Here is a 21,533-nt window from a genome sequence, read left to right on the forward strand (position 1 = left end):
CCGCCCATGAAGAACCTGCGTGGCGTTGCTCGCCACGCTATACTGCTCACGACCGGCTCGCTCGTTCTGGTGCCATTTATCTGGATGGTGAGTCTGTCGCTAAAGCCGCCGGCCGAACTCTTCTCGTCCAGCTTTACATTGCTGCCAGAGCATTGGTTCGCGGTGGAGAACTACACCAGCGCGCTCACCGCGGCGCCTTTGCCAAGATACATGCTGAACGGGGTGCTCGTATGTGTGGCGATCCTTCTGCTGCAAATCATCATTTGCGCGCCAGCCGCCTATGCGCTTGCCAAAATTCGTTTCGTTGGCCGCCAAACCTTCTTCGGTTGCGTGCTGATCGGTCTGCTGATCCCGCATCAGGTGTTGGCATTGCCATTGTTCATTCTCTGCTACTGGTTCGGAATTCTGAACACTTATGCCGCGCTCATCTTCCCGTTCGTCGTCTCACCCTTCGGCATCTTCCTGTTCCGCCAGTTCTTTATGTCCATCCCCGACGATATTGTTCACGCCGCTCGCCTCGATGGTCTTTCAGAGCTGAGCATCGTGTGGCGGATTATGCTGCCCATGTCGTTTCCTGCCGTCATCACCTTTTCGATTGTTTCGGTCGTCAGCCACTGGAACGATCTGTTCTGGCCACTCCTCGTGGTGCACTCTCAAGAGTTCATGCCTCCGTCACTCGGCATCGTCACCTTCGCCAATGCAGAAAGCGGCAATGATTACGGCCCCTTGATGGCAGCGGCTAGTCTGGTTGTCGCGCCATTAATCATTTCGTTTTTTGCCGCGCAGCGTTGGTTTATCGACGGACTCACGGCCGGAAGCATCAAATGAACGTTCTGAAGATTGTGAGCCTGCGTTGCTTGCTTGCAGCGGTAGTCGTCGGAGGCGTTTTGATCGGACACATTGCCTGCGCCCATTCTGCCGTCTTGCGAGTCTCCGCAGCGCCCTCGACGTTCTCAAAAACCTTTCGCGCCCTGGCATCCGCGTTCGAGCGAGAGAACCCCGGCGTTCGCATCGATCTTGACGTCTCGCAATTCGACCAGCCTGCGATCATGCGACAAACTCTGCGAATGGCAATCTTCGGTGACTTGCCGGACGTCTCCTTTCAGGGCTCGAACTATCTCCGCCTCCTCGCCGACCGCGACTTGCTGGTCCCGCTGGACCAGTTCATGAATGCCGATCCTGCGTGGAATCCACAACTCTACTCCTCCTCGATCGTATCCGCCGGCCGCGTCGGGAAAACGACCTACGGTCTGGGTGTCGGGATGTCCTTTCCTATCATTTTTTATAACAAATCTCTCGTCTCAAAGGTTCAGGAGGGAGCTGGTTCAATCCCTAGCAATTGGGATGACATGCTAGATGTCGCCAGACGCATTCAGTCAGAAAACATCCAGGTCCTCGGAATTTTCTCCGAATACAACTCATTCATGTTCCAAGGGCTGGTGGGCTGCTTCGGCGGATCCATGATGAATTCCGACGACTCGCGGATCAGCTTTACGGACAGCGCCGGCCGAGAGGCAATGGAGTTGATACGTCGCATCGGTCTCGCCGGACAAGCGAAGGTCGACATGACCAAATCGCAGGCGCGGCAGGCGTTTGCGGGAGCCCGGATCGCAATCCTGCTAGATTCGAGCAGCAGCCTTGCATCCTTTGAAAATGAGGTGGCCGGCCGCTTCGAAATCGGCACGGCTCCGTTGCCGATGACGGGAACCGACGCGTCGCTTCCAACCGCAGGCATAACGGTCGTGATGCATACGACTGATCCGGCGCGACAAGCCCTTGCATGGCGTTTCATGAAATTCGTAACCGGCGTAGAGGGGCAAACTGTGGTCGCAACGACGACCGGCTATGTTCCCGCCAACCAAACCGTGATCGCGAAGTCTGGGTCTGTCGCCGATTACTATGCGGCGCGTCCAAATGTGCAAGCGGCGCTGCGTTCCATCCCGCGTGGTCGAGGCTGGTATGCCTTCCCGGGCGAAAATGCTGGCCGGATTGACATGATGATCGAGGATCGCGTGGGCGACGTCATGAGACTTCGACAACTTCCCGCTCCGGCGCTCGATCGCCTTGCCAAAGACATCAGCACTCAGCTGCCGAAATGATGCGATAGATCGTTGGCGATGCGATCCGGCGTTCGTTGACATCCAAAAACGAGCGCATTCGCAGCTTTTGCGCGCCGTCGTTTGGTAGAACCTAAACCCGTTGCATTGGCTTGAGCGCCGCGTGCCCTCGCTTTGCGATTGCGCCAGATATTGTCCATCCCTCAGCAGCACCAAGCAGCTCGCCGGTGCACCACCAAGCGAAAAAATGCGCGATCTTCTGATTGTCACAAAACCGTATCTTACCAACTATAATTATAGAACTAATAGAGAGGCGCGCCGCTGACGATGAGGACGTGGCGATCAAACGGGCAGCAGGAGGGCCTATAGATGCGACGAGTCTCAAGTACCGCAGGCCAGCGGGGTATCAGGCGTCACTACGCGGCGCTTTGGCTGGCTGCAAGCGTTCCGCCGGTGATTGGGGCGACTGGTGCGCGCGCCCAGCAGACGACGGACCTTGGGACCGTCGAGACCTCGGACAATGCCGGCGACGTCAATTCCGCGGTCTATCAAGCGCCGACGACAACGCCCTTGACCGTGACGCAGCCGACCTCCGTCATCAGCAGGCACTATATCGAAAACAATATTTCGGCGACCAGCAACTTCGACAAGGTCATCAACGTCGCGCCAAGCGTGTCGACTTCGCCCAGCGGATCCGGTGGGGATGATAGAAGAATGTCGATCCGCGGCTTCCAGGTCGGGCAGTTCAACGTCACCTTCGACGGAATTCCGTTTAGGCCTTTCAATCTTGCTCCGCGTCTCGGGGCCTTTGTCATGACCAATGATCTCGGACAGGTCGCCGTCGACCGCGGTCCGGGCACGGCGTCGACCGTGGGTGACGCAACGTTTGGCGGCACTGTGGGGCTGCAGACCAAGTCGCCGATGTCAACCTTGGCCACGACAGCGACGACGGGATACGGCAGCTTCAACACCCAGCTTTACGGTCTTGAATTTGATTCCGGTCAGATCAAGGGTGCGAACGGTGCGTCGCTGTTCCTTGACACGCAGTTCACAAAGAGCGACGGCTATTACACGAACACTGGGAAGGATCGCGAAAACGCCGCGCTGAAAATTCAGCAGCCACTCAGCGACAGCACGACGCTCACTTTCGTATCGATCTATGATGATCAGATCCGCAATTATTTTTCGGGCGCTTCGCTCGCTCAAATCGCCGCTTACGGCCCGAACTATGGACTATCCTCTGCCCCGAGCCAGCAGAATTATGCGGGCTACAATCACTGGAGGCTCCAGACCGACTTCGAATATCTCGGTCTCAAATCCGACTTCGGCGACGGCTGGCATGTCGATAACAAGGTCTACACGCACGCATACTACACCTCAGCACTGCTTCTGGGAAATGATGTCAGTAACAATTCCAAACTAGGCACGGTCTACGGCGCCAGCAACGTACCCGGCAGTTTCAACCCCTCAAACTATCGGGCCTATGGCGACGTGCTTGCGCTCACCAAGGACACCTTTTTTGGCGATGTGAAGTTCGGGACGTGGGCCGAGCACCTCCTGGGCTACCGGGCTGTCATCAACGCCGACATGACACTGCAGCAGCCCATCTCGACCAAGTACGCCCAAGGCCTCCAACTCGATACTGTTCAGCCCTATGTCGAGGCGGACTGGAAAGCGCTGCCGGACCTCACCATTACAACCGGCGCAAAGTACGCCTACGTTACCCGCGGCTACGCATCGCTCAAAGATCCTTACACGGGGGGTCCGTTGGACTACTCCCAGACTTGGGGAAAGGCTCTGCCCTCGCTCGCGGCGAACTATAAGCTGGCGCCCAACTGGTCGGTTTATGCGCAGGTTGCGGAAGGCTTCTTGACGCCGCCTTTTACGTCCCAAGGCTCCAATGTCCAACCGCAAACCACCTGGAACTACCAGGTTGGCACGGCATACCAGAGCAAGGCGTTCACGCTTGCTGGCGACGTCTACTATATCAACTTCAACAACATGATCGCATCACAGACGATCGGCGGGGTTACCAACTACTTCAATTCCGGTGACGCGATCTACCAGGGCGTGGAACTCGAAGGAACGGTCCACGTCGGCAGCGGGTTCAGCCTTTTCGCTAACGGAAGTCTCAATAGCGCGAAGATCGTCAAGACGGGGCAATGGGTTGCCCAGGCGCCGAACGCAACGGCTGCAGCCGGCCTGATCTACGAAGAGGGGAGCTGGTATGCCTCGTTGACCGACAAATGGGTCGGCCAGCGCTTTGGCGATGTCGGCGAAAAGCAACCGCTATCGCCGTTCAATCAGCTCGACATGGCCGTCACCTACAAGGTCAAGAACCCGCTGCCCAATCTGGCCGCGGTTACGGCAAAATTTGGGATCGATAACCTACTCAACAGTCACGCGATCGTAGACTTTGCAGGGTACTCCGGCGGATCATCGACGCCGCTGTTCTACACGCAGGTCGGCCGAAACATCTATAGCAGCCTGTCTGTGCAGTTCTGACAGCAAATCACCACCAAAGGAAAGAACATGACTCTGGACCGTCTCACCGAACTCGCGGCGCAGTCCGACGGCATTCTCTATGTAATGGCCGTCCTGCTGTTGATCGCGCTCACCGTGATTATCGATCGCTTCTGGTTTCTTGGCCGGACCATCCGTCGCGGAAAACGCGTCACCAGTACGGTTGCGCAATTTGGGTACCTGGACCGGAAGACGCTAGCAGACCTCGTCGAGAAATCGCCGCGACTGCCACATCGCGCTTTGCTGGAAGTGCCGCTGCAGCATCCCGAGCTTAAGGATCCGCATCGATTGTCCGAGCTGCTGGAAGAATCAATCCTATGGCAGGTTCCCAGGCTGGATAGCCGGTTGTGGCTCCTCGACACCATCGTGACGCTGGCGCCTTTGCTTGGCCTTCTCGGCACCATCGCTGGCATGGTCAAAGCGTTCGCGGTCCTGGGCGATGCCGGCAACGCAGCGACCCAGATCACCGGCGGCGTCGGCGAGGCTTTGATCGCGACCGCATGCGGTTTGCTCATCGCCATCGTCGGCCTCGTTTGCTTCAACAGTCTCAACAACTGGACGCGGCTCATCGTTCATCAACTCGAGACTTTGAAGATTTCCATGGTCAACCGCCTCGATGCTCCTCGGACAGCTTCAGGGGAAAGACGTGCTTACAATCCCGCAATCCATCCAGTTGCGAATACGGGGACCTAACCGATGCGATATTTGGAGGTGCGGAAAGGCCGCATAGAAATCATTCCGATGATCGACATCATGCTATTCTTGCTGGTGTTCTTCATCATGATCACACTGCGCATGATCCCGGCGACCGGCATCGCCTCGCAGCTTCCGCAAAGCAGCACCACACAGGATCTGCCCCACCCCAAGATCGTCGTTACCCTGTTTGCCGACGGCGCCATCGAAACGGATGGTCAAAAACTGACTGTCGACGATCTGACGGCCAAATTGGCCGCCGAGCCGGACCGAGAGCACGCTGCCGTTACCATTGCCGGAGCCGGCACCACAACGCTGCAGAATCTGCTCGCTGTGATGGACGCGTGCCGCAAAGCCGGCATTGTCCAGGTCGGGCTCGCCGCGAAGGACGCCAAGTAGGAGTGCAATCGTTGTGAGCATCGCGACAGCCGACCATTTCAGCCCACCGCAGGAACGCTCCGCGCTACCCGCGTCCTTTGCCGTCGCACTATTGCTGGAGGGCCTCTGTTTTCTTGCGGTCGTCGGCTGGCTCACACAACGCCCGGCTAAAAACGAACAGCCGGCGCCGACCATGCAGATCTCGCTGGTGGCTGCTCCACCGGTGCCGGCCGATGCTCCGGCGGATCCTCCTCCGATGGTCGCGGAAACTCCGCCGGTGCCCGAAGAGACCCCCCCGGTACCCGAAGAGCCTCAGGTTACGCCACCGCCCCCGGAGGTCCCTCCACCGCCGGCAGAGCTTGCTCCACCAGAATCCACTCCGCCGCCTCCGAAGGCGGAGGCGCCGGTCGTGCGGCCGAAGCCGGCAAAACCGCCGCAGCAGGTTCACCGGAAACCGGCTCCGCGTCCCGCGCAGCAACAGGCGGCGGCTAGCTCAGCGCCGAGCGCCGGCGCGATGTCGAGCTTTCAAGGCCAGATGCGGCGAGCCGTCGAAAGCGCGCTGGTCTATCCGGCATCCGCGCGCGCCTCAGGTCAGCATGGTCGTGCGCGCGTCACGTTTGCATTTCTTGATGGACGCGTGTCAGGAGTGAGCTTGGCGCAATCAAGCGGCTCTTCGCTTCTCGATCAGGCTGCACTCGCCACCGTCAGAAGCGCGCATTATCCGGCTCCGCCCCCCGAACTGAGCCATCAAACGCTTCATCTCAGCGTTTACGTTGAATTCAAGGCGGGACAGTAATCACCGAAACGATATTTTCGAGCGGAGGGCCGCAGTGAGATTGAATATAGACCTCGACAGGAAGGGCAAACAAACAGGAAGCATCAGCCTTGCGTCGTCGATGAACGATTCTGCTTACCAGCAGATTCAAATACCCATCGTCGCGTTGAGCAACGACGAGGGGCCACGGATCCTGCTCATGGCGGGAAACCATGGCGATGAATTCGAAGGCCAGATCATATTGACGAGGTTGGCGCGCGAGCTGGACCTTCGTCACGTCCGCGGGCGCCTCCTACTTCTTCCCGCGATCAATTTGCCGGCGGCATTGGCCGGCACGAGAACGTCGCCGCTGGACAACGGCAATTTGAATCGCAGTTTCCCCGGCAATCCCCGGGGCACGCCGACCGAACGTATCGCAGACTTTATCGAGAAAACGCTGATTCCAAATTCTGATTTTCTCATCGATCTTCATTCCGGTGGAAATTCGCTCAACTATTTGCCCGCTCCAAGCGTCACCGATACTGAAGACGAAGCTGTCCGAACCAGACTGCTCGGCATACTCCGCGCCTTCGGATCGCCTCTCGGCTACGTCTTCTCCGAGCCACCAACTACGGACGTGGGAACGATTGGATCGTGCCGCCGCGCTGGTATCGAGCGCCTTGGCTCGGAGCTCGCAGGCGGGGGCGGGGTATCGCCGGAAGCGGTCGCGCTCGGAGAAGCCGGCGTGCTTCGCGTGCTCACTCATCTCGGAGCACTCGATTCCGCTGCCATCGCAAATCTGCCTCCACCAAGTCCAATGAAAATCCTCAGGCGACCTGGTCCGTACACCAGTTATTACGTTTACGCCGAGAGCACAGGCGTTTTCGAGCCGTTCATCGAGCTTGGCGCGCGCGTTTCGCCAAACCAGCCGTTGGGGCAAATCCTCACGCCGGAAGTACCTTGGCGCGAACCGTTCACGGTCCACTCAAATGTTTCCGGAACGCTCATCTGTCGGCGTGCGATGGGTCTTGCACGCAGGGGCGACGGGCTGATGGTCTTTGCTGAAGACCTTGATGGCTGAACCAGCACCAGATCGGCTCTCGTAAGTCCGCCGCGCTTGGCACACGGATTACAATGAAAACAGGTTTAACACAGCACGACCTGGACGGCCTGCTGCCGGCGGAGTTTCTGATAGAAGTCTCCGGCATTCCTGCCATCGCATATGTGCGTCCCGGCTTGCCAGGATCTCCTACTATCGTCGGACTTCCTGGCGCAGGCCATCTGGCAAGAGTGTTCTACGGTCACCCGGGCAGCCGGGCAGAGGATTTTCTCGACTACTGGCTCGAGAAGATCGGCATGGGTCTCATCGCCCTTTCCTATCCATCCGATCATCGTGCTTTCCAGCGCCACCTGCCAGATCTCACGGTGACGGATTGGGCAAACGCCGCCGTGGCGATCACGGCCGAAATCGTCAAAACGAGAGGTTTGCGCGGTCCGATTGTGCCGCTCGGATGGAGCATGGCGGGCCGGGCCAGTCGGGCGTTCAATGTCGCCGCGCGCCGTTTGGGTCTCGAGATGCCCGGTTTCATCGCACTCGCAGCGACTCCGCCATTGCCCGGCATGGTTCGCCCGGAACCAGAAGGAGTGCCGTTTACGTCGGAAGGTTTCTGGAGAACCGGGACGGATGATGTCGGTCTTTCCCTCCGCAACGAATCCTTTCTCCGTGACATCAACTGGCGGGGGACAGAGATCATCGACGCTGCCGGATATGCGGCGTACTACGTTGTGAATACTCCGATCAGGTTGCGGGGGGAGCCTCATCAGCGAGCTTGTCTGGAAAACAACTCCCTCCTCGATACAATCGCTGATCTGGGAACTTTCAACTACGCCGAGTATCCCTTCACCGGCGTGATCACACCTACGCGCATAAGCGATGCACGGCATGCTCTTACCGATCATGCGACGTGGGGTTTCCTGAACGGCCAGAAGCTCTTCACCGAATATTCTGCCGCAAAATCGATGGCGGCAACAGACGTCGCATGGAGCCGTTTGCGAGACTTAGCTTCGCAGCTCCCAAGCCGACTTTGTCGACACGTAGAGGGCGGTCATTTCTTCTTTCTTGGATGCGAAGGCGCTGCGCAAACCGCATCGCATATTGAGGATCTGTGCAAACAATTCGAGGAGTTGCAGGTGACCATGGCGCCGCTCCTCGCATCAGGAGAAAAGTTGGAATGCGCTGTCGCGAAGGACACCAGGATTCTTGTCGTAGTCGTTCGAGAGACAGAGCTGAAGGAAGCAGAGCGTTGCCCGATCCTGAGAGACGCAACTTCCTTGCCCTTGCTGTCAGGGCAAAAAAGGCCATGACCGAGTACCAGCCTCCGGTCACGCAGCTCCTGAAGACGCGCTCCAAGCACAGTAGTGAACCCGAGCACGGAGCAGGAGAAAGCGCTAAGCGGCAATGGGCCACTTGGAAGGTCGGCATCCCATCAATCGAAGTCGATGCCGATCGACATGTCACGGAATGGTCATTCACATGTATTAGTGTTCTATAATTCTATAACCGATAGATAGCCGGAGGTGCGTATGAGCGCAGCAACGACTTGAGTGGGAATACTACGAATTGCCCGCACGATCGCTCACGCGGTCAGGACGAATGAATCGGCTGGGCAAGCGTACGAAGGAGCGATGCTATTGTGACCATAGGCAAAGAATTCGAGGGCGCGTTCAGGAGGTGGATACTCTCCACCGTCGCAAACGCGCGAGGCGCGAGCCGGGACGCCTGCGTGGTGTCCTTTTTATCTCTCACCGTATTGGCGCCCGATGCACTCGGCATTGCGTCCGCCGCGGCTGCCACCAATGCCCAAGTCGTCAGCATGAGGCGCCTGACTCAAGCGGAGTATCGCAACTCCATTGCCGACATTTTCGGGAAGGAGATCGAAGTGCGAGGCTCCTTCGAGCCGACTATCCGGGTTGGCGGCTTGCAGGCGTCCAGCACCTCCGTGCTTTCGGTGACGCCCGTCGGCTTCGAGTCCTTCACCAAAATGGCGGACAGCATTGCCGCTCAGGTTTCGGGGGAAAAATACCGCGCCAAGCTGCCCTGTGCACCTAGGGCTCCGAACGAGCCCGATGATGCCTGTACCACCCAGGTGCTGAGCTTTTATGGCCGACAATTATACCGCCGCGCCTTGACAGAGGTCGAGATCAAAAGCGCCGTCAACCTGAGTCACGGCTTGGCTCAGTCGCAGAACGATTTCTACGCCGGCTTGCGCTATGGCCTGGCTAGCTTGCTTCAGGCGCCGGATTTCGTATTTCGCATGGAAACGGTTGTGCCGGCCGGCAACGAGCAATTGGCCCTGGATCCTTACAGCCGGGCGACACGCCTCAGTTACCTGATGTGGGATTCCACGCCGGACACAGAATTGCTCGAGGCGGCCGGGAGGGGTGACCTCGACACGCCTGCCGGGCTTGAGAAGCAGGTCGAGCGGCTGATGTCCTCGCCGCGGCTCGAGGTCGGCATGCGGGCCTTTTTCAACGACATGTTGGAGCTCGACAATTTCGACACGGTATCCAAGGACAGCATCCTCTATCCCAAATGGAGCTCAGGCATCGCGGCCGCGGCGAAGGAAGAGACGCTGCGTACCGCCATCGACCTGGCGCTGCATGAGAATGGCGACATGCGCGACCTGATGACCACGCGCAAGACCTTCCTCAACCGCGACCTCGCGGCTGACTATCAGCTGCCGTTCCAGTTCAAGGGCGACTGGGTGTCGTACGAATTCGCTCCGGATTCCGGGCGCAGCGGCATTCTGACCCGCGCCAGCACGCTGGCCATGTTCTCTCATCCCGGCCGCAGCTCGCCCACTAAGCGCGGCGTGGCAGTGATGGATATCTTGCTGTGCGAGCCCACGCCGACCCCGCCGGCCAATGTGGATTTCTCGGTGGTCAATGATACCAGTGGCCCGTTAAAGACCGTGCGCGAGCGCCTGATGGCCCACACCACCAACAGCGCCTGCGCTTCTTGTCACACTCACAGCGATCCGATCGGTCTGTCGCTGGAAGGCTTCGACACCATCGGTCAGCGCCGCACCATGGAGAATGACAGGCTGATCGATGTATCGGCCACGATCCAAGGAAAGCATTTTGTAGGTGCCGAGGGGCTGGGCCAGTTCCTGCACGACAATCCCAAATATACGGCCTGTCTGGCGCGCAAGGTCTTCGCCTATTCCCGCGGCGAGAATAGCGAAGACATTCCCGCTTCCGCCTTCCGGACTGCCAACAAGGCTTTCAAAGAGTCCGGTTTCCGCATGCGTGCCCTGCTGAAGGCCATGGTCGAGGACAAGGACTACTTCCGTGTGCCTCTACCCGAAGCCGCTGGGACCGCGAGCAAGATCACGCCCCAATAGAAGGAATCCGTCATGAAGGTTGATCGCAGATTTCTGCTTCGCGGCACATGTCAGGGCGCCTTGGCCGTCATGGGCTTGCCGTTCCTTGATTGCTTCCTGGACAGCAAAGGCAAGGCGCTCGCCGCGACCGGACGGCCGCTTCCCAAGCGCTTTAACACTTTCTTCTTCGGGCTGGGCCTGACGAGCAAGCTGTGGATCCCCAAGATCGCCGGCAAAGAATATGAGATGACCTCCCAGCTCAAGCCGCTGGAGCCCTTCCGCAACAAGTTGAACGTGTTTAGCGGACTGCGTGTCCCCCTGGACGACAATCCTAACTACCAGCACTGGTCCGGCGCGGCGGCTGCTGCCACGGGCATTTCTCCCACCAAGCTGAACGAGTTCGAATCCAAGACCATCGACCAGCAGATCGCCGACGTGATTTCGCACGGCGCCCGCTTCAAATCGATTTCGGCTTCCGCCGCCGGCGATCCCAAGCAGAGCCTTTCCAGCCTTGGTGCCGCCAATGCCATTCCGGCAGAAACCTCGCCTCTGGCGCTTTACACCCGCCTGTTTGGGCCGGGTTTCCAGGATCCAACCAAGGGCGACTGGAAACCCGATCCGCAAGTCATGATCCAGCAAAGCGTGCTGTCGGTGGTGGCCGACAATCGCAAGCGGGTCATGCAAAATCTGAGTGCAGCCGATCGTGCCCGCATGGATCAGTATTTCACCTCGGTGCGAGAGGCCGAATTGCAGATGGCCGCGCAATTGCAGCGCCCTGAAATCAAGGCCAAGGTGACCATTCCCCCGGCGCCCCCCGAAATGGTGTGTAACAACGCGTTGCCGAACCTGCGTAGCGTCACTCCTTTGATGGCGCGGCTAGGGGCCTTGGCCCTGGCAACCGACCAGACCCGGGTGTTCAATCTCAGCGTCTCGGAGCCCACGTCCCAGATCTTCGTGCCCGGGGATTCGCTGGGTTATCACCAGTCCACTCATGAAGAGCCGATCGATCCCGTGTTCGGCTATCAGCCCAAGGTCGCACAGTACAATCTCGACAACATGGAACTGTTTGCCATGCTCCTAAAGGAACTGGATGCGGTTCCCGAAGGCGACGGCACTGTCCTCGACCACAGCCTGGTCTTTGCCTTTACCGACCAGAGCTTCGCCAAGATCCATGCCGTGGATGGCCTTCCGATCTTTGTCGCCGGTGGCGCCGGCGGCCGCATGAAGGCGGGCTTCCATGTCACTGGCGATTCTAGTCCGGTGTCACGCGTCGGCCTGACCATCCAGAAGGCCATGGGCGTGCCGCTTGACGTCTGGGGCAAGGGCTCCATGGAAGTCAGGCAGCCTTACACCGATCTACTGACATCGTCCGTTTGATCCACCACCAGTGTGACCGTCACTTCGGTTGGGAGTGTTTGTTCGTATGCCTGTCCTGAGCTTTCGTTGTGTCGCCGCAGCAGTATGTGTCGCGCTCAGTTTTGCTTTCTTGGAGGCTGCCGCCGGTCCGGCGGAAGTCGCACAGATCAAGCCGCGTCGAGATAAATTGCGCGACATGGGCGGCGCCTTGAAGGCGATCAGTGACGAACTCAAGAAGGGACGAATAGATTGGGATAACATCGTCGTGCCCAACGCCCAGACCCTCAAGGACCGCAGCGCTTACCTGCTGAACTGGTTTCCCAAGGGCAGCGGCCCCGAGTCCGGCGCCAAAACCTATGCATTGCCGTCCATCTGGGAGAAAAACGAGGACTTCATAAAATTGGGCAAGGCGGCTCAAGACGAAGCCGCCAAGTTGAATCAAGCGGCGCTCAGCAAGGATGGCAATGCGCTGAAAGCGGAGGCGGAGGCGATGGGTAAGGTCTGCAAGGCCTGCCACGACAGCTATCGTTCCCCCGATTACGAAAAAGATGAAGACTAGGGCGTTCCATGACTTCGTCTGACGCCGGCCGCATGGAAGCGGCGTTCGCTGATACAACGGATCTCAGGGTCTGGGATCTGCCGGTCCGCGCCATGCACTGGCTGTTGGCGATCGGGATCGGCATATGCTGGTGGACCGGAATCAACAATGAACTCCAATATCACCTGTGGAGCGGCTACGCGATCCTCTGGATCGTGCTGATGCGCCTGTATTGGGGCTTGGTCGGCTCCTCGACCGCTCGGTTCGTCAATTTCGTGCGCGGCCCCAAAGCCATTCTCGACTATGCCAGCACGCTGCACCGGCGAGACGTTCCGCACAGCTATGGCCACAATGCGCTGGGAGCGATCAGTATTGTTTTGATGCTGGGCCTGGTCCTGATGGTGGGAATCCTTGGCCTGTTTGCGGTCGATGTGGACGGGCTCTATTCGGGGCCCTTGTCCAGTTACGTCACCTTCAAGCAGGGCCGCCATCTCGCGCATCTCCATTACCACTGGTTCAAGATCCTCCTATGGGCGATCGGGCTGCACCTGGCGGCGGTGACCTTTTACCTGATCTACAAGCGCCAGAATCTCATTGGCCCCATGATCCATGGCAAGCGCCCGGCTGATGCGGGGGATATTGGCGATACTGCCGGTGGGGAAACGGAGGGCGCGCGCCTCTGGCGATTTGTGATCGGTGCTGTCGTTGCTACCGCCATCGTGTACGCAGTGTCGATCGGCTTCTATTTCTAGGAATCCACGAAAGAATAGGCATGGAAGAATGAGATACAGTATTGCTGCGGGGTTTGCCCTTGCTGCGCTTTGCGCCTCGGCCGGAATCAGTTTGGCAGCTGATCCGCAGGCCACCCCGGCATCGACGCAGGCGGCGGCCAATCCCGACCAAGCTTCCTCCGACAATCTCCCCATGGTGCCGCCCGCCAAGCCCGGTGTTTTCACAGCGACGAAAAAGGGCGCCGACCGGTTTCAGCTCGTGATTGCCGGCCACAAATTCACGACCCGGAGCGATATCGAGAAATATCTCGCCTATCGCGCCGCAGAACTGACCTTGGAACAGAAGGCGAGCTGGTTCACATTTGTTGAATCCCGCTCCAGTGGTGACACCGCGCCCGAACCCAAACGCGATCCTGCCGGCCTGCGCTACAGTTTCCGCATGGAATATTTCCGCCCGGTGTGGCGCTACAAGTCCAGCGGCTCCCCGGGCTGGAAAAGCTGGAGTCCCTTCACAGGCGCAGCATTCATTACGGACGGCCCGAAAATCATGACGGACTTCGAGGTCAGTGCGGACATTGTGCTCCATAAGGGCCAGATGGATGACGCCAATCCGCTCGCTTTTGAGGCCGGAGCGGTATCCGACCTCCTGGTCAACCAAGTCTCGCCGCCAGAATAATCCCAGGGAAGGTCAAATGAAGATCCATCGTCGCGCCTTTACGGAATTGCTCGTCAGCCTCGGAGTTGTTGTGTCTGCTCCCGCATTGGCCGAGGGCAAGACCGTCGAGGTCTCTATGAAGAACAGCCCCAAGGGAATGTTCGTGCCCGCGACCGTCAACATCAGTGTGGGCGACACTGTGAAGTGGACCAATCCCACGGTCATTACCCACTCCGTCAGCTTCGATCCTGCTCAGGCGACGACGGTTTCGGATGTCGTCCTGCCGGCGGGGGTGGCGCCATTCGATTCCGGCAACATGGAGGAGGGCACCACCTTCAGCCACACTTTCACGGTGAAGGGCACCTACAGATATGTCTGCAAGTTTCACGAAACCATGGGAATGGTTGGAACTGTCGTCGTCTCTTAAATCCTGCCTTTGAAAGGAGGACGTCATGGTGCTGAAAAAGTATCTGATGGTCTGCACGGCGGTTTTAGCCCTGAGCGCCCATACCGCGCTGCCCGCCGCGGCAGCTCCCTGGAGCCGTGGCTATGTGGTGGGCGCTTATGAATATGCCTTCCGCTTTGGCGGTCGTGGATCTGAGATCGAACCGGGGGTAGATTGCCCGCGCGGCAGCTCCAATCATTTCGCCAACGACGTACAGACAAGAATTGCGGTGGCGCGCCAAAAGTGGCGCTCGCAGCAGGAGATCAACTGGATCTTGGAGCCCCCGGGGCTGGACCAGGCCCGAGGGGGGCCGGCCGCGCGCATTGCGATTTGGAGGCGCGCCATCGCCTATCGCGGATACAAGCGCGGCATCGAAACCTATATCAATCCGTGGGCCGCAGACGATCCCGGCCAACCGCAAGTGACCGGCCGCATCGGCGAGGGCTTCAATTTGGACAGCAAGATCGGGGCGAACGACTTCGTCAGCCCCGATGGCGAAAAAGGTATCGACAATGCGCTGTATCGCGCCTGGGGCTGCGATACGCCGTGGCGCGGCAATGGCAACGCATCATACGCGGTGTTCGCCAACGACAAGATGCGGGAAGGCCTGTTCACTATGGTGATCCGGCTTTCTGGAAACCAGGACCCGATGAACGACAGCGACGCGACGATGGAGATCGGCTATTCGCCTGACAAGATCGTGAAGGATGCCCGTGGCGGGATTGCCGTCGACTATACTTATCGCATCCTGCAGTCGGCCCAGTACACCAAGCTGAAAGCCACGATCAAAAATGGCGCGGTGGAAACCGAGCAGGTCGACCATCTGCACACCCCGCGCATCGCCATGTACTATGAAGATACCGGTGATACCAACTTCATCAAGGGCAAAATCCGTCTGAACCTTGCACCCGACGGTAGCGGTACCGGTTTGATCGGCGGCTATCGCAACTGGCGCGACCTTTATGCCGAGCACACCTTCGTCCACAAAACTGGCGCAGACACAAGCCGTCATGAAGACCATGTCTCGCTCTATTATGCGCTGCGCCGCAATGCCGACGGCATGTACAATGCGAAGACTGGCGTGTACGACGGCATCTCCACCGCCTACCGCATCAAGACATCGTCGGCCTATGTGGTCGATCCCGACGAGCCGATGGATATTCCGGCTCCCGAAGGGAGGAACCTCTGGAAAAAGAGACTCTTTGAAGCCATCAGGGCCAACACCATCAAGGGCATCGAGACCCGCATTCCCCAAGACGTCCCGCCAGGTAGCGGAGAAGCTGACTATCCCGTTTTTGAACAACACAGCCTGCAAGGTCTTCCTAGCAGGGATTTCTTCCTTAAAACGCTAGATCGTCCTCACTATCCGAACGGTGTGGGCATGGATCAAGAAGGCAACCCAATCGATGATCAGGGTAACCGCATCGACGAGCGTAGCGTCGGCTTCGACGAGCTAGGAAATCCAGTAAGGCTGGGACACGGCGTGGACAAGAATGCGATGCGCTGACCTGACGATAGCTTCTCGATTCAGAGCGCCGCGGCTGAGCTTGGAGTAACCCCGCAAACGGTGTCCAATTATCTCGCCCGCGGAATGCTGGCAGGTCGTCAATAAACCAAAGGCGAGACATGGCAGATCGAAGTCTCGGACGAACAGATAAGTCAGCTTCGCAAGCGCGTACGACGCACCAAACGCTCGAAGCAGAAGGATCGTGAAGTCCATTTGCTAGAGGGCTGATTGGCCGTGATCAGCATCGAGCGCCGCTCGTAGCGGGGTTGATGAGATCGCACAACGCACTCGTCTGGACCCAGTCCTTGGCGAAATAGGCGAGGTTATCGAGGATGACGAGGTCGAGGCGGCTGGATGGCGGTCTCACGCACCCGCCCATTTGATTAGCCCATGCTTCAAGGTGCCGCAGAATCGATGGCGCCATCCATCCGCGTCGTTCCCTCCTGAACGCGCCTTCCAGTCTCGTCCACCGCGAATATCGCAATGGAGTTCATCGAGGCCCAGTTGATCATGAATTTCCTCCTTTCGACGGAATCGTCCATGGTCACCAGTCAAAGCGGCTACTCGGGAAACAGGCCAGACGATTGGGGGGCCGAATACCTGATCGAGGGACTTCATGTCCATCCCGCTCCGAAGCGATAGACTCTACTAGATTTGGGAGGAGATTGCGGGGGCTCAGGCCAGTTAGAAGCTCAGTTACAAGCTCCTCGAGACTCATACCCATTGGAATGGGCCTCGTCTGCGAGGCTGGCGGAAAGGGCCTATGCCAAGAGATAGCCACGTCGCCAATCCAAGCTTGCTGGATCGGACTTTGCTCATTCTGTCGGCCGTGACCACAGCGACAATTTTCGCTTGGCTGTTATACTACAGCAGCTACGGCCTCGATCCATCCGACGAAGGTCACTATCTCAACTCTATCGCGAACCCATTCGGCTACGCAGTCGCTGTCCCGCCGTCCCTCTTCGGCTTCGTCTATCACTGGCCATATCAGTGGGCGGGTGGCGACATCGCAATGCTTCGAGTGGCGAACGTCACGTTCACTGTGGCACTGGCCTGGATTTTCAGCTTCCTTGTGATCCGGCGCCTTTGGACAGTGGGCTGGCCGCACGCGATGGTGCTATCGGCAGGGATCGCCGGCCCGGCGCTCGGAGCCTTCGACCTCTGGCTGCTCACCCCCAACTACAACACGTTGAATGTTCAGTCGCTCTTGATGGTGATGATCGGCTTGCTGCTAGCCGATCGACCAGGGCGCATTCGCCAGGTCCTAGGGTGGGGCCTGGTCGGTATTGGAGGCTGGTGTTGTTTCATGGCCAAGCCGACCACCGCTGCGGCCATTGCCGTGGTCGTTATGCTCTATGTGGTCGTTTTGCGGCGAAAGTCGCTGTTGCCCATGATTGGCGCCGCGCTGATCGCCCTCGCTCTACTGATCGTTACCGCCTACTTGATTGACGGCGGCACCACTGGGCTGATGACCCGGATGATGAAAAGTGAGGAGCTGTCAGTACTGCTGGGTGTCGGATACGATGTATCTCACGTGTTTCGAATCGACTGGCTCCCCACTGGTCCCTCGCAACTCGCCATCGCTATGTTGGTGGCCATAACCCTTCTGCTCACTATTTTCATGGGGCCTGAGCACAAGGTGTTCACATCGCTGACTCTCGCTGCGCTGTTGATCGTAACAATGGCAATTGTGCTGCTAGGGATCGATCCGATCAGAATCGAGCCTTCGACCTTGTTCCTCGTGCCGGCCTTCACATGCCTTGGAGCGATATTCTATCGTGGGGGATTGATTCTGCGCACCCAAGCTCCCACCAGCATCGCTCTAGCGCTGATCTTTTTGGTCCTGCCGCACCTGTTCGCGTTGGGCTCCGGTCGCAATTACTGGGGCCTCGGTTCGGAAGCAGCCTTGTTCTGGATGCTCGCGGTCGTTGCCTTCCTGAGTCCTCTTGCGAAATCGGGACGTAGCGTCACCAGCCTGCTGCCCCTGACGGTGTTTGCACAGCTGCTCACTTCATCTGTCCTCGAGGGTGGCATGCTCAAACCGCACCGTCAGGTGAGAGATCTGCGCGCCTACACCGCTGTCACGCCTCTGCCAGGTGGTGGCAAATTGGTGGTCTCGCAAGCTTTCCACAACTATCTGGCCGCCGCCAGAGCTCAGGCTCGTGCGGCCGGCCTTGAAGTCGATACCCCCGTGGTCGATCTCTCTGGCGGCTCCCCGAGCCTGCCATATGTGCTTGAGATGCGAGCGCTCGGCCTACCATGGCTGAATGGGAAATACAGCGGCAGTAACGCAGTCGCGCTGGAAGCGCTTGGACTTGAGAACTGCATCGATCTGGCCAAAGCATGGGTACTGATCGAACCGGACGGCCCGCGTCCTCTTGACCAATCCAGTATCATGGCCTCCTTTGGAGCCGGGCAGGCGGACTACATTGCTGCCGCTACGGTCGACCCTCCTGTCTTTGACGACTATTATCCAAATGCTGCCAGGCAATCTCTGCTGAAACCCGTGCGCCCCGTCGCGCTGGCAGAGCAATCGTGCCGCGAAGCCAGGCGGCGTACGCCTCCGACGAGGGCCGTCTTGCGTGACGGGTGGTAATTCGCGAAGCGTGTGACCTTAAGTCTAGCTTTAAGGTCATCAGGCGATGCGGGTCGAGGTTTTGGGCGGGCTGGAGCGGCGGCGGCGCTGGTCGCAGGACGACAAGGCACGGATTGTCGAGGAGACGCTGGCACCGGGCGCGAAGGTAACTGAGGTTGCGCGTCGCAACGGAGTAGCGGCCAGCCTGGTGTTTACCTGGCGTCGACAAGCACGGACATCGGAACAAGTTGTACCATCTTTTACGCCGGTGCAGATCGCCGCCGTAGCGGCCTCGGCTGAGGAAACTCCAAAGCTTTTGCCTACGGTTGATGGCCGAGTTCGCTCGGTGGCAGCCGCGCGTACTGGATTGATAGAGATCGATCTCGGCAACCGACGGTGCATCCGGGTGGATGCGCACGTCGATCCGGAGGCGCTGGCGCGGGTCCTCGATGTGCTTGGACGCCGATGATTGCTATGCCGGGGAACGTGCGAGTGTGGCTCGCGACAGGCTACACGGATATGCGCAGAGGCTTTCCGTCGCTGGCCCTCCAAGTGCAGGAGATGCTACACAAAGACCCGCTCAGCGGCCATCTGTTCGTCTTCCGCGGCCGCCGCAGCGATCTCGTGAAGGCGATCTGGCACGATGGCCAGGGAGCCTGCTTGTTCACAAAAAAACTTGAGAGAGGAAAGTTCATCTGGCCATCGGTTGCCGGTGAATCGGTAACGATCTTGCCGGCGCAGTTGAGCTATCTGCTGTCTGGGATCGATTGGCGCAATCCGCAAGAAACCCAGCGTCCGACGCGGGTCGGATAACCGTTTTGGGTTTGAATCTGCTGCTCGATCTGATTCAATGGCTTCATGATATCGAAGCCGGACGACCTCCCGTCGGACCTTGTCAGTGCCTTGGCAGCGCTGCAAGCCGAGCGTGAGGCGCGGCTGCGAGCCGAGGCGATGGCTGCCAGCGCGCAGGCGGAGCTGTCGGATAACGCGGCGCTGATCGCGCATCTCGAGCTGCGGATCGAGAAGCTCAAACGCGAACTGCACGGGCAGCGATCTGAGCGCTCGGCACGGCTGATCGAGCAGCTGGAGTTGGAGCTCGAGGAACTCGTCACCACGGCGAACGAGGATGAGCTTGCCGCGCAGGCCGCAGCGGCGAAGACGCAGAACGTCCGCCCCTTCATGCGCAAGCGGCCGGTTCGCCAGCCATGGCCGGACGACATCGAACACGAGCGCGTCGTCATCGAGGCTCCAACAAGCTGCGCCTGCTGCGGTGGATCGCGGCTGGCGAAGATCGGGGAGGATGTGACCAAGACGCTGGAGGAGATCCCGCGTCGCTTCAAGGTGATCGAAACAGTACGCGAGAAGTTCACCTGCCGCGATTGCGAGAGGATCAGCCAGCCGCCGGCACCGTTCCATGCCACGCCGCGCGGCTTCATCGGTCCGCAATTGCTGGCGACGATCCTGTTCGACAAGTTCGGCATGCATATCCCGCTCAACCGCCAGAGTGTGCGCTTCAAGGCCGAGCGGATCGACCTGCCGCTGTCGACGCTGGCCGACCAGGTCGGCCACGGGACCTTCGCCGTCATGCCGCTGTTCCAGCTGATCGAGCGTCATGTGCTGGCGGCTGAGCGCCTTCATGGCGACGACACCACCATCCGCATCCTGGCGAAGGGCAAGTGCACGACCGGCCGGATCTGGACGTATGTGCGGGATGATCTGCCGTTCTCCGGACCTGCGCCGCCGGCGGCGGTCTATTACGCCTCGGGCGACCGAAGGGGCGAACATCCCCAGAAGCATCTGGCCGCCTTCGCAGGTATCCTGCAGGCGGATTGCTATAGCGGCTTCGAGCCGTTGTTCGACCCAAAAAGGAAAGCGATGCCGATCACGCCGGCATTTTGCCTGGCCCATGCGCGGCGGGGATTCTTCGAGCTGGCTGACATCGAGAAGGCCGCCCGAGACGGACTGAAAGGCAAACCTGTCTCCCCGATCGCGCTGGAGGCGGTCAGGCGTCTTGACGCCCTGTTCGAGATCGAGCGCGCCATCAACGGCCGAAATGCTGACGAGCGGCGTACCGTACGCCAGGAGAGAAGCAAGCCGCTTCTCGACGACATGCACGACTGGCTGCTCCACGAGCGCGAAACCCTCTCGCGCTCCTCTGAGGTCCTGAAGCCTATGAATTACATGCTCAGGCGCTGGGACGACTTCGCCCGCTTCCTCGACGATGGCAGGATCTGCTTGACCAACAATTGCGCTGAGCGTGCATTGAGAGGCATTGCCTTGGGAAGGCGCAACTGGACCTTCGCTGGTAGCCAGCGTGGCGCCGATCGTGCCGCTATCATGCTGACGATGATCACCACCTGTCGCCTCAACGGCGTCGATCCCAAGGCCTGGCTCGCCGACGTCCTCGCCCGGATCGCCGATCTTCCAACGTCGCGGCTGCACGAACTGCTGCCCTGGGAATGGAAGCTCCTGCGCCAAGCCGATAAGCCCGCCGGTCAGCAGGCCGCCTGACCTTCACCCAACCGATCATAGAGCTCACTGTGCCCGCGCGCATGCGTCAATCAGGCGGTCCTCGTCGTATGCGTACCAGGCGGCAATGGCCGTACGGCCAGAAATAGAAAGCTGTGATCCGAGGTCGAGGGGCGCGAGGGCGCGAACCGAGGGATTCCCGCGGAATGAGCGTCATCACACGGCTTGCGCGGGTCAGCTGCGAGTCTCTCAAGAGTTCGATCGCGGTGATACATCAGTGAGTGGTCGGATACTGACTGCGGCGCGACAGAGTTGCTCCGAGCTTGATTGCTTCGCCGAACATGCCGAAGCCGACATTGTTCAGGAAAACTCAAACACGGCCGCGGGTGCACCTCTGCGTATTGCCTAGCGGCCTCATTCTACGACGCCAAAAGCCGTGCGACAGATTGTTTCAGGCGACGATCGCCGTG

19 protein-coding genes are annotated in these 21,533 nt (G+C 59.2%); all 19 read left to right on the top strand.

Features of this window, described 5'->3' with window-relative positions; all coding sequences use genetic code 11:
• Positions 1-6: 6 nt before the first annotated feature.
• The 19 genes from RAD15_RS24185 to tnpC all read left to right on the top strand — a co-directional run bounded on the left by RAD15_RS24185 (position 7) and on the right by tnpC (position 21,105).
• Entirely contained in the window at positions 7-828 is an 822-nt protein-coding gene (locus RAD15_RS24185) for a carbohydrate ABC transporter permease (protein WP_458180697.1), read from the top strand.
• Complete coding sequence (locus RAD15_RS24190) at positions 825-2,099, top strand: extracellular solute-binding protein (RefSeq protein ID WP_458180698.1); 1,275 nt, start codon at positions 825-827, stop codon at positions 2,097-2,099. The genes RAD15_RS24185 and RAD15_RS24190 overlap by 4 nt, the downstream gene beginning before the upstream one ends.
• Before the next feature lie 327 nt (positions 2,100-2,426).
• Positions 2,427-4,562 (top strand): TonB-dependent receptor, encoded by a 2,136-nt coding sequence (locus tag RAD15_RS24195; RefSeq protein WP_458180700.1) that lies wholly within the window; start codon positions 2,427-2,429, stop codon positions 4,560-4,562.
• A gap of 27 nt (positions 4,563-4,589) precedes the next feature.
• Entirely contained in the window at positions 4,590-5,273 is a 684-nt protein-coding gene (locus RAD15_RS24200; protein WP_458180701.1) for a MotA/TolQ/ExbB proton channel family protein, read from the top strand.
• Between the two features lie 3 nt (positions 5,274-5,276).
• Complete coding sequence (locus tag RAD15_RS24205; protein ID WP_458180702.1) at positions 5,277-5,672, top strand: ExbD/TolR family protein; 396 nt, start codon at positions 5,277-5,279, stop codon at positions 5,670-5,672.
• A 13-nt stretch (positions 5,673-5,685) separates the two neighbouring features.
• Positions 5,686-6,447: an energy transducer TonB gene (locus RAD15_RS24210; protein WP_458180703.1), complete on the top strand. Its 762-nt coding sequence runs from the start codon at positions 5,686-5,688 to the stop codon at positions 6,445-6,447.
• 34 nt (positions 6,448-6,481) lie between these two features.
• A complete protein-coding gene (locus tag RAD15_RS24215; RefSeq protein ID WP_458180704.1) occupies positions 6,482-7,486 on the top strand; it encodes a succinylglutamate desuccinylase/aspartoacylase family protein in 1,005 nt (334 codons plus the stop codon).
• A gap of 53 nt (positions 7,487-7,539) precedes the next feature.
• A complete protein-coding gene (locus RAD15_RS24220) occupies positions 7,540-8,769 on the top strand; it encodes a hypothetical protein (protein WP_458180705.1) in 1,230 nt (409 codons plus the stop codon).
• 329 nt (positions 8,770-9,098) lie between these two features.
• Entirely contained in the window at positions 9,099-10,808 is a 1,710-nt protein-coding gene (locus RAD15_RS24225; protein ID WP_458180706.1) for a DUF1592 domain-containing protein, read from the top strand.
• A 12-nt stretch (positions 10,809-10,820) separates the two neighbouring features.
• A complete protein-coding gene (locus RAD15_RS24230; RefSeq protein ID WP_458180707.1) occupies positions 10,821-12,164 on the top strand; it encodes a DUF1552 domain-containing protein in 1,344 nt (447 codons plus the stop codon).
• Between the two features lie 46 nt (positions 12,165-12,210).
• Positions 12,211-12,702, top strand: a complete 492-nt coding sequence (locus RAD15_RS24235; protein ID WP_458180708.1) for a c-type cytochrome — start codon at positions 12,211-12,213, stop codon at positions 12,700-12,702.
• 8 nt (positions 12,703-12,710) lie between these two features.
• The gene (locus tag RAD15_RS24240) at positions 12,711-13,433 is read left to right on the top strand and encodes a cytochrome b/b6 domain-containing protein (RefSeq protein ID WP_458180709.1); all 723 of its coding nucleotides are present in this window, start codon (positions 12,711-12,713) and stop codon (positions 13,431-13,433) included.
• Positions 13,434-13,461: 28 nt separating this feature from the next.
• Positions 13,462-14,088, top strand: coding sequence for a CC0125/CC1285 family lipoprotein (locus RAD15_RS24245; RefSeq protein WP_458180710.1), 627 nt, complete (start codon positions 13,462-13,464; stop codon positions 14,086-14,088).
• A gap of 16 nt (positions 14,089-14,104) precedes the next feature.
• Positions 14,105-14,494, top strand: coding sequence for a cupredoxin domain-containing protein (locus RAD15_RS24250; RefSeq protein ID WP_458180711.1), 390 nt, complete (start codon positions 14,105-14,107; stop codon positions 14,492-14,494).
• A 25-nt stretch (positions 14,495-14,519) separates the two neighbouring features.
• Positions 14,520-16,019: a hypothetical protein gene (locus tag RAD15_RS24255; RefSeq protein ID WP_458180712.1), complete on the top strand. Its 1,500-nt coding sequence runs from the start codon at positions 14,520-14,522 to the stop codon at positions 16,017-16,019.
• An 811-nt stretch (positions 16,020-16,830) separates the two neighbouring features.
• Entirely contained in the window at positions 16,831-18,615 is a 1,785-nt protein-coding gene (locus RAD15_RS24260) for a hypothetical protein (RefSeq protein ID WP_458180713.1), read from the top strand.
• Between the two features lie 46 nt (positions 18,616-18,661).
• Positions 18,662-19,063 carry an IS66-like element accessory protein TnpA gene (gene tnpA / locus RAD15_RS24265; protein WP_028340772.1) on the top strand — a complete coding sequence of 134 codons (402 nt, stop codon included), beginning with the start codon at positions 18,662-18,664 and terminating at the stop codon, positions 19,061-19,063.
• Positions 19,064-19,086: 23 nt separating this feature from the next.
• Entirely contained in the window at positions 19,087-19,407 is a 321-nt protein-coding gene (gene tnpB, locus RAD15_RS24270) for an IS66 family insertion sequence element accessory protein TnpB (RefSeq protein WP_458180714.1), read from the top strand.
• 45 nt (positions 19,408-19,452) lie between these two features.
• Entirely contained in the window at positions 19,453-21,105 is a 1,653-nt protein-coding gene (tnpC, locus tag RAD15_RS24275) for an IS66 family transposase (RefSeq protein ID WP_458180715.1), read from the top strand.
• Positions 21,106-21,533 lie beyond the last annotated feature (428 nt).

The organism is Bradyrhizobium sp. 14AA (genome assembly GCF_054185205.1).

Excerpts from the sequence above, each read along its gene's own strand:
- RAD15_RS24185 (WP_458180697.1), top strand. The coding sequence starts at position 7 with ATGAAGAACCTGCGTGGCGTTGCTCGCCACGCTATACTGCTCACGACC.
- RAD15_RS24190 (WP_458180698.1), top strand. The coding sequence starts at position 825 with ATGAACGTTCTGAAGATTGTGAGCCTGCGTTGCTTGCTTGCAGCGGTA.
- RAD15_RS24195 (WP_458180700.1), top strand. The coding sequence starts at position 2,427 with ATGCGACGAGTCTCAAGTACCGCAGGCCAGCGGGGTATCAGGCGTCAC.
- RAD15_RS24200 (WP_458180701.1), top strand. The coding sequence starts at position 4,590 with ATGACTCTGGACCGTCTCACCGAACTCGCGGCGCAGTCCGACGGCATT.
- RAD15_RS24205 (WP_458180702.1), top strand. The coding sequence starts at position 5,277 with ATGCGATATTTGGAGGTGCGGAAAGGCCGCATAGAAATCATTCCGATG.
- RAD15_RS24220 (WP_458180705.1), top strand. The coding sequence starts at position 7,540 with ATGAAAACAGGTTTAACACAGCACGACCTGGACGGCCTGCTGCCGGCG.
- RAD15_RS24230 (WP_458180707.1), top strand. The coding sequence starts at position 10,821 with ATGAAGGTTGATCGCAGATTTCTGCTTCGCGGCACATGTCAGGGCGCC.
- RAD15_RS24235 (WP_458180708.1), top strand. The coding sequence starts at position 12,211 with ATGCCTGTCCTGAGCTTTCGTTGTGTCGCCGCAGCAGTATGTGTCGCG.
- RAD15_RS24240 (WP_458180709.1), top strand. The coding sequence starts at position 12,711 with ATGACTTCGTCTGACGCCGGCCGCATGGAAGCGGCGTTCGCTGATACA.
- RAD15_RS24245 (WP_458180710.1), top strand. The coding sequence starts at position 13,462 with ATGAGATACAGTATTGCTGCGGGGTTTGCCCTTGCTGCGCTTTGCGCC.
- RAD15_RS24250 (WP_458180711.1), top strand. The coding sequence starts at position 14,105 with ATGAAGATCCATCGTCGCGCCTTTACGGAATTGCTCGTCAGCCTCGGA.
- RAD15_RS24255 (WP_458180712.1), top strand. The coding sequence starts at position 14,520 with ATGGTGCTGAAAAAGTATCTGATGGTCTGCACGGCGGTTTTAGCCCTG.
- tnpA (WP_028340772.1), top strand. The coding sequence starts at position 18,662 with ATGCGGGTCGAGGTTTTGGGCGGGCTGGAGCGGCGGCGGCGCTGGTCG.
- tnpC (WP_458180715.1), top strand. The coding sequence starts at position 19,453 with ATGATATCGAAGCCGGACGACCTCCCGTCGGACCTTGTCAGTGCCTTG.